General features: G+C 68.7%; 15 protein-coding genes. 9 read left to right on the plus strand and 6 right to left on the minus strand.

Annotated features, from left to right (window positions below; all coding sequences use genetic code 11):
- Positions 1–17: 17 nt before the first annotated feature.
- Complete coding sequence (locus OID54_RS23070) at positions 18–1622, plus strand: succinic semialdehyde dehydrogenase (RefSeq protein WP_329022306.1); 1605 nt, start codon at positions 18–20, stop codon at positions 1620–1622.
- A gap of 64 nt (positions 1623–1686) precedes the next feature.
- Entirely contained in the window at positions 1687–3558 is a 1872-nt protein-coding gene (locus OID54_RS23075) for a GMC family oxidoreductase (protein WP_329022308.1), read from the plus strand.
- A gap of 168 nt (positions 3559–3726) precedes the next feature.
- Here OID54_RS23075 and OID54_RS23080 read toward each other — a convergent pair whose 3' ends face one another.
- Positions 3727–4314 (minus strand): LPXTG cell wall anchor domain-containing protein, encoded by a 588-nt coding sequence (locus OID54_RS23080; protein WP_329022310.1) that lies wholly within the window; start codon positions 4312–4314, stop codon positions 3727–3729.
- A gap of 52 nt (positions 4315–4366) precedes the next feature.
- On the opposite strand from OID54_RS23080, the gene OID54_RS23085 reads away from it, so the two are divergent.
- The 3 genes from OID54_RS23085 to OID54_RS23095 all read left to right on the plus strand — a co-directional run bounded on the left by OID54_RS23085 (position 4367) and on the right by OID54_RS23095 (position 6788).
- The gene (locus tag OID54_RS23085; RefSeq protein ID WP_329022312.1) at positions 4367–4717 is read left to right on the plus strand and encodes a hypothetical protein; all 351 of its coding nucleotides are present in this window, start codon (positions 4367–4369) and stop codon (positions 4715–4717) included.
- A gap of 859 nt (positions 4718–5576) precedes the next feature.
- Positions 5577–6092: an SMI1/KNR4 family protein gene (locus tag OID54_RS23090; RefSeq protein WP_329022314.1), complete on the plus strand. Its 516-nt coding sequence runs from the start codon at positions 5577–5579 to the stop codon at positions 6090–6092.
- Between the two features lie 111 nt (positions 6093–6203).
- Positions 6204–6788, plus strand: coding sequence for an SMI1/KNR4 family protein (locus OID54_RS23095; RefSeq protein ID WP_329022315.1), 585 nt, complete (start codon positions 6204–6206; stop codon positions 6786–6788).
- Between the two features lie 554 nt (positions 6789–7342).
- On the opposite strand, the gene OID54_RS23100 is transcribed toward OID54_RS23095, so the two are convergent.
- Entirely contained in the window at positions 7343–7639 is a 297-nt protein-coding gene (locus tag OID54_RS23100) for a chorismate mutase (protein ID WP_329022317.1), read from the minus strand.
- A gap of 331 nt (positions 7640–7970) precedes the next feature.
- Between OID54_RS23100 and guaA the strand changes: the two genes are divergently transcribed.
- Positions 7971–9557 carry a glutamine-hydrolyzing GMP synthase gene (gene guaA, locus OID54_RS23105; protein WP_329022319.1) on the plus strand — a complete coding sequence of 529 codons (1587 nt, stop codon included), beginning with the start codon at positions 7971–7973 and terminating at the stop codon, positions 9555–9557.
- A 43-nt stretch (positions 9558–9600) separates the two neighbouring features.
- On the opposite strand, the gene OID54_RS23110 is transcribed toward guaA, so the two are convergent.
- Positions 9601–9762, minus strand: coding sequence for a hypothetical protein (locus OID54_RS23110; RefSeq protein ID WP_329022321.1), 162 nt, complete (start codon positions 9760–9762; stop codon positions 9601–9603).
- Positions 9763–9828: 66 nt separating this feature from the next.
- On the opposite strand from OID54_RS23110, the gene OID54_RS23115 reads away from it, so the two are divergent.
- Positions 9829–10338 (plus strand): DoxX family protein, encoded by a 510-nt coding sequence (locus tag OID54_RS23115; RefSeq protein ID WP_329022323.1) that lies wholly within the window; start codon positions 9829–9831, stop codon positions 10336–10338.
- Here the strand turns inward: OID54_RS23115 and OID54_RS23120 are convergent.
- Positions 10245–10685, minus strand: a complete 441-nt coding sequence (locus OID54_RS23120; protein WP_329022325.1) for a hypothetical protein — start codon at positions 10683–10685, stop codon at positions 10245–10247. The two genes, OID54_RS23115 and OID54_RS23120, sit on opposite strands and share 94 nt — an antisense overlap.
- Complete coding sequence (locus tag OID54_RS23125) at positions 10672–12051, minus strand: PspC domain-containing protein (RefSeq protein WP_329022327.1); 1380 nt, start codon at positions 12049–12051, stop codon at positions 10672–10674. The genes OID54_RS23120 and OID54_RS23125 overlap by 14 nt, the downstream gene beginning before the upstream one ends.
- Positions 12052–12284: 233 nt before the next feature.
- Here OID54_RS23125 and OID54_RS23130 point away from each other — a divergent pair, with 233 nt between their 5' ends.
- Positions 12285–13592 carry a PspC domain-containing protein gene (locus OID54_RS23130; RefSeq protein ID WP_329022329.1) on the plus strand — a complete coding sequence of 436 codons (1308 nt, stop codon included), beginning with the start codon at positions 12285–12287 and terminating at the stop codon, positions 13590–13592.
- Positions 13589–14284 carry a response regulator transcription factor gene (locus OID54_RS23135; protein ID WP_329022331.1) on the plus strand — a complete coding sequence of 232 codons (696 nt, stop codon included), beginning with the start codon at positions 13589–13591 and terminating at the stop codon, positions 14282–14284. Before OID54_RS23130 ends, OID54_RS23135 begins: the two co-directional genes overlap by 4 nt.
- A gap of 173 nt (positions 14285–14457) precedes the next feature.
- Here the strand turns inward: OID54_RS23135 and OID54_RS23140 are convergent, their stop codons facing one another.
- Positions 14458–14907, minus strand: a complete 450-nt coding sequence (locus OID54_RS23140; RefSeq protein ID WP_329022333.1) for a hypothetical protein — start codon at positions 14905–14907, stop codon at positions 14458–14460.
- Positions 14908–14913: the final 6 nt, after the last annotated feature.

Raw genomic sequence — 14913 nt, forward strand, 5'->3', positions numbered from 1 at the left:
TCGTTACCCTCGGCCTCATGACGGAGTCGAAACCCCTCGGGACCAACCCCATCGCCCCCGCGCCGACGGGTGCGCGCACCGCAGACGACGTGGTCACTCCCGAAGTGGTCGCCCAGCTCACCCGGGGTGTCATCGGCTCCCGTCGCACCGCGAACCACACCCCCTTCACCGGGGCGAAACTGGCCGATCTGCCCGAGGCGACACCCGCTGACGTGGCCACGGCCTTCGAGCGGGCCCGCGCCGCCCAGGGCGCCTGGGCCGCGACCTCGATCCGCACCCGTGCCGCGGTCCTCCTGCGCTTCCACGACCTCCTCCTGGAACGACAGGCCGAGGTGCTCGACCTCATCCAGTTGGAGACGGGCAAGGCCCGGCTGCACGCGCACGAAGAAGTGCAGGCGGTGGCCGTGTCCGCCCGCCACTACGGCCGCCGCGCCGCGGCCCATCTGCACGCCCGACGCCACACGGGCGTGGTGCCCGTACTGACGAAGGTGACCGAGTTCCGTCAGCCCCGTGGGGTCATCGGCCAGATCGCGCCCTGGAACTACCCGCTGGAACTCTCCATCGGCGATGCGCTCCCGGCGTTCGTGGCCGGCAACGCGATGGTGATGAAACCGGACACGGAGACCGCGCTGACCGCACTGTGGGCCCGCGATCTTCTCCTGGAGGCGGGGTTGCCCGCCGAGGTGTTCCAGATCGTCCTGGGGGAGGGGCCCGTCGTCGGGCCGGAGGTGGTTCGGCACGCCGACTACGTCTCCTTCACGGGCTCCACCCGCACCGGGCGCGAGGTCGCCCAGGGCGCGGCGGCCCGTCTGATCGGCGTCTCACTGGAACTCGGCGGCAAGAACCCGATGCTCGTGCTCCATGACGCGGACGTCGAGCAGGCCGCGGCCGGCGCGGTCCGCGCATGCTTCTCATCGGCCGGTCAACTCTGCGTCTCCATCGAACGGCTCTACGTCCACGAGTCCATCGCCGATCGCTTCATCGAACGGTTCGCGGAGCGCACTCGGGCCATGCGCCTCGGAAACTCGCTCTCGTACGGGGCGGACATGGGCTCACTCGCCGGTGAACGCCAACTGACAGCCGTGACCCGACATGTGGAGGAAGCCGTCGCCAAGGGCGCCACCATCCTGGCCGGCGGCACCGCCCGACCCGACATCGGCCCCTACTTCTACGAGCCGACCATCCTGGACGGGGTCGAGCCGCCCATGGCGGTCTATGCCGAGGAGACCTTCGGCCCGGTGGTCTCCCTCTACCGCTTCACCGACGAGGACACGGCGGTCGAGGCCGCCAACGCCACCCCGTACGGATTGAACGCCAGCATCTGGACGCGTGACGGCAAGCGCGGCCATGAACTCGCCACCCGACTGCGCGTCGGTACGGTCAACATCAACGAGGCGTACGCATCGGCCTACGGGAGCGTGCAGTCGCCGATGGGCGGGATGAAGGACTCCGGCCTCGGGCGGCGCCATGGTTCGGAGGGCATCCTCAAGTACACCGAAGCCCAGACGGTGGCCCAGCAGCGACTCCTGCCCCTCGGACCGTCGCTGGGCATGGACGACCGGAAGTACACCGCCGTGATGAGCCGCGCGCTTCGGATGATGAAGGCCCTGCGCCTGCCCTGAGGCACCTTCGGGGGTCAACCGGCGGCCCCCGGGACACACCCCAACCTCCCGGACGAGGAGAGCCATGCCCGAGGCACCCCCTGAGCACCGCACCTCCCCGACCCCCGACGGATCCCCCGACCGCGACCGCGACCGCGACCGCGACCCCGACTACGACGTGATCGTGATCGGCTCCGGCTTCGGCGGCTGCGTCGCCGCGCTGCGGCTCACCGAGAAGGGATACCGGGTCGGCGTCCTGGAGGCAGGCCGACGCTTCACCCGCGAGACCCTGCCCAAGAACTCCTGGGACCTGCGCAACTTCCTCTGGGCCCCGAAGCTCGGCCTGTTCGGCATCCAACGCATCCATCTGCTCGGCAAAGTGATGGTGCTGGCCGGCGCGGGTGTCGGCGGCGGCTCGCTGAACTACGCCAACACCCTCTACATACCGCCCGAGCCGTTCTTCCAGGACCCGCAGTGGAAGGACATCACCGACTGGCAGGCGGAACTCTCCCCGCACTACGACCAGGCACGTCGCATGCTCGGCGTACGGATCAACCCGACCGTGACCCCGTCCGACGTCCACCTCCGCGCCACGGCCAGGGCGATGGGCATCGAGGACACCTTCCACCTGGCTCCGGTCGGGGTGTTCTTCGGCGACGGCGCCGACGCCGACAAGACCGTGCGCGTCGCTCCCGGCACCCAGGTGCCCGACCCCTACTTCGGCGGCGCCGGCCCCGCCCGCACCGCCTGCCGCCAGTGCGGCGAGTGCATGACCGGCTGCCGTCACGGAGCGAAGAACACCCTCAACGAGAACTACCTCCATCTCGCCGAGCGCGCGGGCGCCGTGGTCCATCCGATGACGACCGTGACCGCCGTCGCCGAGAACCCGCGGGGCGGACTGTCCATCACGACCGTTCCGAGCGACCGCAGGCGCCGGGGTGGGGGACGTACGTTCACGGCGCCCCGGGTCGTCGTCGCGGCAGGCACGTACGGCACCCAGACCCTGCTGCACCGGATGAAGGACACCGGACGACTGCCCGCGCTCTCGACCCGGCTCGGCGAACTGACCCGGACGAACTCCGAAGCACTGGTGGGCGCCCAGACCGACGACCGCCGCTACCGTCGGCGCCACGGCACACGGAAGGTCGACTTCACCCGCGGCGTCGCGATCACCTCGTCCATCCACCCCGACGCCGACACCCACATCGAACCGGTGCGCTACGGCAAGGGCTCCAACGCCATGGGGCTCCTCACGATCCTCCAGGTGCCCTACAACACCCGGGCCCGGGTGCGCGGCTGGGTCGGTCAACTGGGCAGACACCCCGTCCGGGCGGTTCGTTCGCTCTCCAACCGACGCTGGTCGGAACGGACCATCATCGGGCTGGTCATGCAGTCCCTGGACAACTCGCTGACGACCTACCGAAAGCCCGGTGGCCTCGGCAAGGGGCTGCTGACCGCCCGGCAGGGCCATGGAGCACCCAACCCGGGTCAGATCGCCGCGGCCACCCGGGCCGCATCGCTGCTCGCCGAGGAGATCAACGGCTTCGCCGGCTCCAATGTGGGTGAGCTGATGGGCACACCGCTGACCGCCCACTTCCTCGGCGGCTGCCCGATCGGAGCATCTGCGGACTCCGGTGTGATCGATCCCTACCACCGGCTGTACGGATATCCGGACATCTCGGTGGTGGACGGCGCAGCCGTCACGGCGAACCTGGGCGTCAACCCGTCACTCACCATCACGGCCCAGGCGGAACGGGCCCTGTCGATGTGGCCCAACAAGGGAGAGGCGGACCCCCGCCCCGCCCAGGGCGCACCGTACCGACGGATTCCGGCAGTGCCCCCGGTCGTACCCGTGGTGCCGGCGGGCGCCTTCGGTGAACTGCGGCTGCCGCTCCTCGGCATACCGGTCGTACCGCGCCGCTCCGAAACCTCGGAGATCCGGCCGAAAGCGGACTGACTCCACGCCGATTGGCTCCGGGCCGGTTGAGTCCGGTTCGATCGTGCGCGACCGACTTCGCATTCGATCGACTCCGCATTCGACCGTGCGCATCCATCCGGACAGACAGAGAGGCCGCTGCGCCCCCCTCCAAGCACAGCGACCTCTCCGGGTTCTTCGGCCTACGGGCTACGCCGTGGCACCGTTCGCGCGGCGGCGCTTCATCGCGAAGACGACACCCGCTCCGGCGACGATGGCGATACCGCCGACGATCCCGATGGTCGGGACCACGGAGCTGGAGCCGGTCTCGGCGAGGCTGCCCTCGACGACGGCCCCGCTGTTGTCCTTGGACGGCTTCTCCGTCGCGACCGGGACCTTGCCGCCTTCCTGCGGCTCGGATCCGTCGGTGTCCGTGCCGGACTTCACGATCTGGAACTTGTAGGCGACCTCGCCGAAGCCCTCGCACTCGCCTTCACCGCTGGAGTAGAGGCTCGCGCCGAGCGAGAAGCCGGAGCCCACGGGCGCCTTCGCCTTGACGTTGAGGCGCAGCGGCAGGTTGACCTCGTAGTCGGGCTTCAGCTCGTCGGTCCAGCCGACGAAGCCGACCGCTTCACCGTCGGGGCCTTCGAGGCCCTCCCACGACTTGGTGTCAGGGTCGTACGCCTGAAGTTCGACGTGCTTCTTCTTGAAGAGGTCCTCGCCCAGCTTGTCCGACGAGGCTCCGGCGAAGAACGCCAGGTCGGTCAGGGTGTCGTCCGAGGTGTTGTGCACGTTCATGGAGAACTTGTGCCAGCCGCTGCCTGCCGCGATCTTGCCGGGGAGACCGCTGATGGAGACGTCGACCGCGGAGTCGTTGCACTCGACCGGGGGCTCCGACTCGGAGGAGCTCGGGCTCGGGGACGCCGGCGGGGAGGACTCGGTGTTGCTCGGGCTCGGGCTCTGCGACGGGCTCTCGCTCTGGGACGGGCTCTCGGAGTTGCTCGGCGATGCGCTCTCGGACGGGCTCTCCGACGTGCTCGGCGAGGTGCTCTCCGAAGGCTTCTCGGACGGGCTCGGCGAGGTGCTCTCCGAAGGCTTCTCGGACGGGCTCGGCGAGGTGCTCTCCGAAGGCTTCTCGGACGGGCTCTCCGAGGTGCTCGGCGAGGACGAGGACTCGGAGGGGCTCGGGCTCGTCGCATAGGCGGCCGGGGCTGCCAGGAAGGTGGCAGGGGCTATGACGGCGCTCGCGGCAGCGATGGCCATAGCGCGGCGGAGCTTCATGAAGACCTCGGCGGTGTCTGGGCGCCGCTTCGATGCGGCACGGGCTGGTTGGCCTTCCGAAGCTGTGGTGCACGGGTGAGGCCGTCGGTACGCATGATTGACCTGCGACCCGCCGGAATGGTTGCCCATCTTCTGACAGAAATTTTATGTGGTGAAGGCCACGGACGTATTTCGCGGTGATAGCCCATCTGTCGGTCCGACGGATGTACGGGCAGTCGCATCGCCTGGTCCGCATGGGCAGCGGCCCGTCCGCCCGTCCGGTGATCGCCCAGAACTCCGATGACGGTTGCAACGCGATCCGGCTCGGTCCGGTCAGTCGGGTTGGTCCCGGTCAGTTGGTCCCTGGACTCGACTGGAACCAACCCGGAGGACTCGGCGTCCGGAGTCGGTCCGGAGGTCGGGCCGCTCGTGGAAAGCGTGATGTCCCACAGGAATCAGGTGAAGGTTGCGATGGAGGACGGTCACATAGTCCGCTATCGGGTCACCCTGAGTGCAAGGGGCCGTTTGCCGTACCTTTCGCGTTCCTGATAAAAACTCACGGAATGACGCGATGGAGGGCTGCCGGTCCCCCATTGCTGTCAACGAGGTGCGGGCTGAATTCCTTCAGCGGCGCTTCCGGGGCCGGTGAGAATACCGTCATGGTGGGCCAGCGATAGGGAACCCCATTGGCCCCTGTCCTTGTGAGCGGCATGAGTTGGGCGGTGCAAGAGATGATTCAGCGGTCCGGGTCCAGTGCGCTGGACGGTCTCATTGATCCCATCGGGGATGGGGGAGACACCGTGGACTGGCCGGCGGTGGAGCGTCGTTGGGGTTTTCGCTTTCCCGCGGACTACATCGACTTTCTGCACACCTACGGAAAGGGGGTGTTTATGCAGTACCTTCTGATACTCGGTCCGGAGGTCGATGGTCCGATCGATTCCATGGCGGAAGAGACGGAGAACGCTCGTGGGTCCGAGCCGTTGCGAACAGATCATGACGTGATCGCTTGGGGCGTCGATTCGAGTGGGGATATTCTCTGCTGGCTCGTCTCAGGAGAAGAACCGGATCAGTGGCCAGTGGCAGTCTGGGGCAGGCATTCTTCTCCGCATTGGGCTACGTATGAATGCGGAATGGTCGAGTTCCTGCGGGCGACCATCTCCGGTGAGTTTTCTGAGTGTCCGCTCAGTGGTCTCGATCTATGGAACACCGTGCCGGTGTCGTATCTGGGTGACCGAGAGGACAAGCGCCTGCGCTCCCTGGGCCTCGACCCGTGGACGGGTGAGCCAGATCCCTACGCTGGAATGACGTTCGGCTGATGCCGTCGTCGGGCCGATGGGCCGAAGCGCCGCGTACGGCCCGATCTCGATCGAGAAGAGCCGGAACGCCGAGTCGCCATGACAGAAGTCGAAGCCGTTGGAGGTGCGGAGATGGAACCCCTGCAACGCGTGTTCGCGATGATGGGTGAACCCGATGCGCGCTACGCCGACCCCGACGCCTGGAACAGGTTGGAAGAGGAACTCGGGCTCGCACTACCTGAGGACTACAAGACCCTCGTCGACGGCTATGCGCCGATTCAGGTCAACGGACACCTCCACCTTGAGCATCCTGCTGCTCCGGGCCTGGGTCTGTCGTCCTTCATGGCTCAGACCGTGGAGGCGTTCACCAGCATCACGTGGGACGAGGACGTCCTGTGCCCCGGCTTTGAATCGACCGGGCCCCTGTTCGGTGGTGAGAAGGGGATGGTCCCCCTGTGCAGCACCGATCGGGGTGAGTACGTCTTCCTCGCCCCAAAGGTGGACGGTGAACCGGGCCGGCTTCTCACCTGTGACGGCGATGAGCAGGATTTCTACGAGTACCGGATGTCGTTCGGCGAATGGTTGAGCCGGTATCTGACGGGCGATGACATGGTCGGCCCCCACAGTGCGGCGTTCTATCCGGGACCTCTCCTGATGGAGCGCTGGCCGGCAGGGCAGCAGTCCGTCGAGTGGTACGGGCCGGAGCGGGGGATGTGATCCTCTGCTCCGTGTCCCGGGGGATCCGTGTCGGGATCCGTGTCCTTGGGCAGGCGCACACGGCAAGGGCCCCCGCGGGTGTAGTCCGCGGGGGCCCTTGCCCGTCGGCGCCGGTGTCAGGGCGGCGGTGGTGCCGACGGATGCGGCGCTGGGGGGTGCGCCGCGGGGGAGGGGTCTGTCGTTTCGCCGCGGTGGGAAACACGGCGGAAAGTGTGGTGGTGGGTCGGGTGGGACGCAGTGCGCAGCTGCTTCGACCGGATTGCGGTCGACCCCGAGCGTCCTCGGAGTCGACCGCTTTGGGGTGACCGGGCTGCTGTCCCCTGCCGACCGGTCACATGCGCTGGTGCGAGGTCCCACGACGTGCCGTCGGCACATCACACGCCCCAGCGGAGCCACGCGTGGTTTTCCTTCCAGGCCCGCCCCTGGCTGACACGGACATGGGTTCCAACGAAGCCCGCTCGGCCTCGGTCACGCGCCGTACGGGTGAGAGCGGACCCGAACTCAGTTGCGCCCGACCACCTAGTCGGGCCTGTCCGGCCGCGGGCCCCGTTGGTTTAGACGCGGCCTCGGCACAGCTCCAGCAGTGTCATCGCCAGCGCCGTCCCCGGCTTGCCCAGCGCCTCTCGGAAGTGGCCGAGAACCTCCATCTCGCGCGACAGGTTCACCCGTCGCCCGCCCGAGGAGATCCGTGCGTCCTGGATCACCGCGGACACGGCCATCCGTTCCTGTACGAGACCGATGATCCGGTCGTCGAGTGCGTCGATGCGCTCACGTGCGTCGGTGATCAGGCCGGCCGCCTCCTCCGTGCGGGCACCGGTCTGCTCCGTGATCGTCTTCGCCGTCGTGGTCATCGTGCGGGGCTCCTCTGTCTCAAGGGGGCTGCCCCGGGGCGGCAATGGCCCGGGAATGACAGAACGCCCCGAGCCGTACCGGCCCGGGGCGCCTGGGAAGTCGTTTGTCACTAGCTCAAACAGCACGACCATGGCAGCCGGACGGGCCGGTGCCATAGGTAAAGTCGAAGGTCAGCTGCTGAAGCATGGAATCAGTATGGACCGGTGACGCAGCGCAGCCAACGCCGGGTTCGGATCGTGAGACGGAGTGGGAACTTCCGGGGACCGGGACGCCCCCTTGGCCCCGGTAGAATCGGGAGAACCGAAACCCAGTCCCGCCGGAAGGCCGCCAGTGTCATCAGCGTCTCCCGCTGCCGAGCCCGATGTCGTACTCGTAGTCGACTTCGGCGCGCAGTACGCCCAGCTCATCGCCCGCCGCGTCCGTGAGGCACGGGTCTTCAGCGAGATCGTGCCCTCGACGATGCCCGTCGCCGAGATGCTGGCCAAGAAGCCCAAGGCGATCATCCTCTCCGGCGGTCCGTCCTCCGTCTACGCCGAGCACGCTCCGAAGCTCGACCGGGCGATCTTCGAAGCCGGTGTCCCCGTCTTCGGCATGTGCTACGGATTCCAGTTGATGGCGACCGCCCTCGGCGGCACCGTCGACAACACCGGCGCCCGTGAGTACGGACGCACTCCGCTGCACGTCAGCAAGCCAGGCTCCACCCTCTTCGAGGGCACGCCGTCCGAGCAGCCCGTGTGGATGTCCCACGGCGATGCCTGTTCCGCCGCGCCCGAGGGCTTCACCGTCACCGCGTCGACCGACGTCGTACCGGTCGCGGCCTTCGAGAACGACGAGAAGAAGCTGTACGGCGTCCAGTACCACCCGGAGGTCATGCACTCCACGCACGGACAGCAGGTGCTGGAGCACTTCCTCTACCGCGGCGCCGGCATCGAGCCGGTGTGGACGACCGGCAATGTCATCGAGGAGCAGCTCGCCCTCATCCGTGAGCAGGTCGGCACCAAGCGCGCCATCTGCGGCCTCTCCGGCGGCGTGGACTCCGCAGTTGCGGCGGCGCTCGTCCAGAAGGCGATCGGATCGCAGCTGACCTGCGTCTACGTCGACCACGGACTGATGCGCAAGGGCGAGACCGAGCAGGTCGAGAAGGACTTCGTCGCGGCCACCGGCGTATCGCTGAAGGTCGTCGACGCACAGGAGCGCTTCTTGACCGCGCTCGCCGGTGTCTCCGACCCCGAGGAGAAGCGCAAGATCATCGGACGTGAGTTCATCCGCGTCTTCGAGCAGGCGCAGGCCGAGATCGTCGCCGAGGGCGCGGCCGACGGTGAGGAAGTCGCCTTCCTCGTCCAGGGCACCCTCTACCCGGACGTGGTGGAGTCCGGTGGCGGCAGCGGAACCGCCAACATCAAGTCGCACCACAATGTGGGCGGCCTCCCCGAGGACCTTGAGTTCGCGCTGGTCGAGCCGCTGCGCAAGCTGTTCAAGGACGAGGTCCGGATGGTCGGCCAGGAACTGGGCCTCCCCGACGAGATCGTCCAGCGGCAGCCCTTCCCGGGCCCGGGCCTCGGTATCCGCATCGTCGGCGAGGTCACGCGCGAGCGCCTCGACCTGCTGCGCGAGGCCGACGCCATTGCCCGTGAAGAGCTGACCGTGGCCGGCCTCGACCGTGAGATCTGGCAGTGCCCGGTCGTGCTGCTCGCCGATGTCCGCAGCGTCGGAGTCCAGGGTGACGGGCGGACCTACGGCCACCCGATCGTGCTGCGTCCGGTCTCCTCGGAGGACGCGATGACCGCGGACTGGACCCGGATGCCGTACGACGTGCTGGCGAAGATCTCCACCCGGATCACCAATGAGGTCGCCGACGTCAACCGTGTGGTGCTGGACGTGACCAGCAAGCCGCCGGGCACCATCGAGTGGGAGTGACCACCGAGTGGGAGTGACCTCCCACCGCTGAAGGCCGACGCCGTCATCCGTTCGTACGGGTGGCGGCGTTCGTCGTGTTCGCGGGTGCGTGGCCCGCTCCGAGTGGGGCAGGGGTACGACCCGGTGGGACGCCGACGTACGCCCGGAGCCGGTCCATGCCCGGATCGACCGTCAGCCGCCCCCGCCCTGGGGATGAATCGAACATCTGGTGAGCTTTTCGGCCCGGGTGTCCGTAGTGTCAGATGACGGGCCAACGGGAGGTGGGACAGCCATGAGCACAAGCCATCGGTGGACAGCCGGGGACGGCACTACGCGGACCCGACGGGAGCAGGCGGGCCGCTACGCCCTGCTGCCGCTGCGGATCTTCCTCGGTGTCACCTTCGTGTACGCCGGTCTCGACAAGCTCACGGACAGCAGCTTCCTCCGCGACAGCGGCCCCGGCTCCATCGGCGATCTGATGCGCAATGTCCGGGACACCTCCGCCGTGCCCTGGCTGGTCGACCTCGGTCTGAGGAACCCCGAGGGCTTCGGCTATGCCCTGGCCTTCGGTGAAGTGGCCGTCGGGCTCGGCACCCTCATCGGACTACTGGCTCGGCTGGCGGCTCTCGGCGGCGCGCTGATCTCGCTGAGCCTCTGGCTGACCGTGAGCTGGCAGACCGAGCCGTACTACTACGGCAATGACCTGGTCTATCTGATGGCCTGGTTGCCGTTGGTCCTGGCGGGGGCGTCCGTGCTCTCGCTGGATGCGGCCGTGTCCGCTCGGCGGCGCCGCAGGCCGTAGTGCACGAGGCCCGCCATACCGGCGAGGGACAGACCCCCTGTGATCACCGGGAAGACGATGAACCAGGGGACGTGCCAGGACCCGGCCGCGTCGCCCGCGTAGAGCAGGGTCAGCGTGAGAGCCGTGAGCCCCGCGAGCATCCGGCCCGGTCTGAAGCCGTGCACCACACGGGAGGCTGAGGGGGAGCAGACGACGGGAGCGCACCGGGAGCCGGGCGGGCCTTCGCCCGGTCGGACGTCAGCGGCCACCGTCGCGCTATCGGTCTCGTTGATCTCGTTGGGCTCGCTGATCTCTTGGGGGGCCTGGGACTCTTCGGTCCTCGGGTGCTCGACGTCAGGACGCGGCACGGGTCACCTCCACCTGGCCGATGGCCACCTTGAGACGCAGTTCGATCCCGCCCATGGGCTTGGCGCCCTTGGGAGCCGGTAGGCTCTGCCGCCGCTCCACATCGGTGGAGATGTCGATGTCGTTCTTGGCATCGCCCGGCAGGGATATCTCGCCGAAGTCCGCCGTGGCCCACACGGTGACCACCGCGTCCTTCGGTACGACCACCTTGAGCCGGCCGGCGCCCACCTCCGCTGTCGTGGACACCGAACCCCCGGTCGGCACGGGCACGGCCGTCAGATTGAGGGTCGCGTCGCCCGAGCCCAGCTCATAGCGGGGCTTGATGTCCGAGACGGCAGTGGGCGCCCATTCCTTCTGGAGCCACCGGGTGCTGATGTCCTTCGGCAGCGCAGCGGCGCCCGCCAGCAGGAGCGCGGTGACGACCGTCATCATGACCGTACCGACTCCGGTGCGGCCGATTACCGAGCTGATGGCGATGCCCAGACCGAAGACTCCTAGGGCACAGACCAGTCCGATCTGGAGACTCGTGCCCAGGGGGTGGCCGTCCCAGCTCATCCGAGTGCCCAGGAAGCCGGCGACCATGGCCAGCATGAATACCGTGCCGCCGATGCGCCGTGGCCCCACCGGCCGGGACCGTGGGGGCGCGCCCTTGCCGGGGACCGCCCTGACGGCCTCGGACAGGGCGCTTTCGGGACCCCAGAGGTAGTCGGAGGGAACCGGGCCCGTGGAGCCGTCCTTGACGATCGGGTCCCGCCACCACGACGGTGCCTCCCGCACCGGAGGGGCCTTGGTCTCGGGCGGTGCTTCGGAGACCGCCTGGGCGGTCGCCCGGTCGACGTGCGCGGTCTCCTGGACCGTACGTCGACGCTGCGACCACACCGCCGCACCGGAGATGGTGAGGGTGAGCAGGGCGGCGAAGGCAAGCGTCCCCCCGCTGTTCAGCATGGTAAGGAAGAGGCCGCAGCCCAGGAGGGCGAGGAAGATCGCGGTCAGCGCGGGTCCGTCGACCCGGCCCGAGAGCAGTCGACGGGCCTCGCTCTCCCCATCGTCGTCCAGCGGCACCAGCAGCCAGGCGAACCCGTAGAGGATCAACCCGATGCCGCCCGCCGCCGCGAGCACGCCGATCACGATCCGGAAGATCACCGGGTCGATGTCGCAGTACCGGCCCAGCCCGCCGCAGACTCCGCCCAGGACCTTCTGCCGCGACGCACGGCGCAACGGGCGCTCTTCGGCCTGGTCGGGCTGGGGCTGGCTGGGACGCGCGCCCGACGCCCGCGGGGACGCGCCCGCGGGCTGTCCGCCGGCGTCGGTGTCCCCTGCGGACGGGGCACTGCCACCCGCTCCCCGTGCGGCGGTCGGCCCGGTCATACGTGCACCACCTGGCACGGGAAGGCGATCGGCTCTGTCATACGTCCATGGTGACGGGCGTTCGGCCGTGATGGCACCCGCGCCGACCCTGGCCCGTCCCTGAGATCCATCCCTGAGAGACCCACATCCGAGGGGGCGGCTGCTTTCTGCGGGTGGCCACCGGGTTCCTTCCCGGGGTGCTCTCAGGGTCGCCCCCGATACCGCGGGGCCCTCTCCCGTGTGACGATCGGTGCATGCCCGCCGCCACGCCCCGTACCGCCGCCCCTCCGCGTGCCCCGTTGCCCGAGGAGGCACCGCCGCGCAAGCTCTACCGCAGTGCCGACGGCCGGTTCCTCGGCGGGGTCGCCCGGGGCCTGGCGGGTCATCTCGGTCTGCCGGTCGTCTGGGTCCGGCTGGTCTTCCTCGGGCTGTTCATGACCGAGGGACTCGGCATCCTGCTGTACGCGGTGTTCTGGATCGTCGTACCGCTCGGGGTGGGCGGAAAGGGTGCGCAGCCGCGCTCCCTCTTCGAGGTGGCGAACGACGGCAGACGAAGGCTCCGCAAGCCCGACAAGGGCCAACTGTTCGCGATGATCGCCCTGGTCTTCGGGGCGTCGATCTTCGTGGGCAACCTCGACACCAGCAGCGGCACCAACCGCTATGTGTGGCCGACGGTGCTGGTCGGTGCGGGTGTCGTCCTGGTGTGGCGCCAGGCGGACAACGCCCGCCGTGCCCGCTGGAGCGAGGCCAACACCCGTCGTCGCCGGCTGTTCCAGCTCGGGCGGGGCCTGGCCGGGGTGGCGCTGGTCGGCATGGGCTTCAGCGTCTTCGTCGTCGTCCGGGGGTCCGCGGCGCAACTCGGCAATGTGCTCACCGCCGCGATAGCCGTGCTGTCCGGGATCGCCCTGCTCGCCGGCCCATGGCTGGTTCGGATGAGCCAGGACCTCTCGGAGGAACGGACCATGCGCATCCGGGCCCAGGAGCGCGCCGAGGTCGCGGCGCACGTGCACGACTCCGTGCTCCACACCCTCACCTTGATCCAGCGCAACGCCGATGACGCCGGTGAGGTGCGTCGCCTCGCCCGCGCCCAGGAGCGGGAGTTGCGCAACTGGCTCTACAAACCCGAAGGCACGGGCAAGGACGAGGCCGAGGAGCCCGACACCCTCGCGGATGCGGTGAAGAAGGCGGCGGCCGAGGTCGAGGACAAGCACGGCGTCCCGCTGGAGGTCGTGGTGGTCGGTGACTGCCCGCTCGACGACGGATTGAGCGCACAAATGCAGGCCGCACGCGAGGCGATGGTGAACGCGGCCAAGTACGGTGGCGAGGGCGGTGCGGTCCAGGTCTTCGCCGAAGTCGACGGCCGCACGGTCTATGTCTCCGTACGGGACCGGGGGCCCGGTTTCGACCTGGACTCCGTGCCGGACGACAGGATGGGCGTCAGGGAGTCGATCATCGGCCGTATGCAGCGCAACGGCGGTACGGCCCGACTCCGTCCGGCGCCCGGCGGGGGTACGGAGGTTGAGTTGGAGATGGAACGGGCCATGGAGAGGGCGGAACAATGACCGAAGCGACGGCGCCAGGGGAGAGCGGCGAGCGGCGGGTGCGGGTGGTGCTGGTCGATGACCACCGCATGTTCCGTACCGGTGTCCAGGCGGAGATCGGAGCGACCGAGCGTACCGGTGTCGAGGTGGTCGGCGAGGCTGCGGACGTGGACCAGGCGGTCACCGTGATCACGGCGACGCGCCCCGAGGTCGTCCTGCTGGACGTCCATCTGCCGGGTGGCGGTGGCGTCGAGGTGCTGCGGCGCTGTGCTTCCCTGATGGCGGCCGGCGAGGACCCCGTGCGTTTTCTGGCACTGTCCGTGTCGGACGCCGCGGAGGATGTGATCGGAGTGATCCGCGGCGGTGCCCGCGGCTATGTCACCAAGACGATCACGGGCACCGATCTGGTGGAATCGATCTTCCAGGTGCAGGAGGGGGACGCGGTCTTCTCCCCCCGGCTCGCGGGATTCGTCCTCGATGCGTTCGCCTCCACCGACGCACCCCCGGTCGACGAGGACCTGGACCGGCTCACCCAACGGGAGCGGGAGGTCCTGCGGTTGATCGCGCGGGGATACGCCTACAAGGAGATCGCCAAGCAACTGTTCATCTCGGTGAAGACCGTGGAGTCGCATGTGTCGGCGGTCCTGCGCAAGCTCCAACTGTCGAACCGCCATGAACTGACGCGCTGGGCGACGGCCCGACGACTGGTGTGAGCCTGGGCTCCTCGCACGGCTGGACCCCCGCCGGCCGTGCGATGTCCGCCTGCTGCCCCAGTGTCCGCGATGATGCTCGAACGGTGCTGTCTGAGTGGTGATCTCGCCACCGTGACGCCTGTGGGGTGACGGCTACGCGGTACGCCCGTGCAGTGACGCTTGTGCGCTGACGCCTAGGCCGTGATGTCGAGCCACCACCGGGCGATCCGGCTGTCCATCCAGTACAGCATCTCCGCCTTGCCCGTCGCGCTGTCGATGCTGCCCTGGCTGTTCTCGATGGGCCAGCGCTTCTCCTGGAAGAGCTGGGCGGAGATGCGGCTGAGTGCTGCGTGCTCGTTGGCCTGCTGACGCTCGGCGAGCCCGGAGCGCTCGATGATCTCCGTGAACGTGACCTTCTCGTCGGGGCGTTCCGCGGTGGTGGCGAAGAGGGCTTGGACACCGGGGAGATGGTCGACCCTGCTCCACACCAGGGCGACCTGCGCCTTCGTCCAGCGACCCTGGCGCCCAAGGTCGACGGTCTCGGTCCCTTCGATCTCCGCCAGCAGGCCGGTGAGTTTGGCCTTGACGGATTCGACGTCTGCCAGTGCGGCGACCACTGCCGTGCGCAGCGTCAGGTTGTCCATGCCAAC

The sequence above is a fragment of the Streptomyces sp. NBC_00690 genome, assembly GCF_036226685.1.
In the GTDB taxonomy this organism is placed as follows: Bacteria; Actinomycetota; Actinomycetes; order Streptomycetales; family Streptomycetaceae; genus Streptomyces.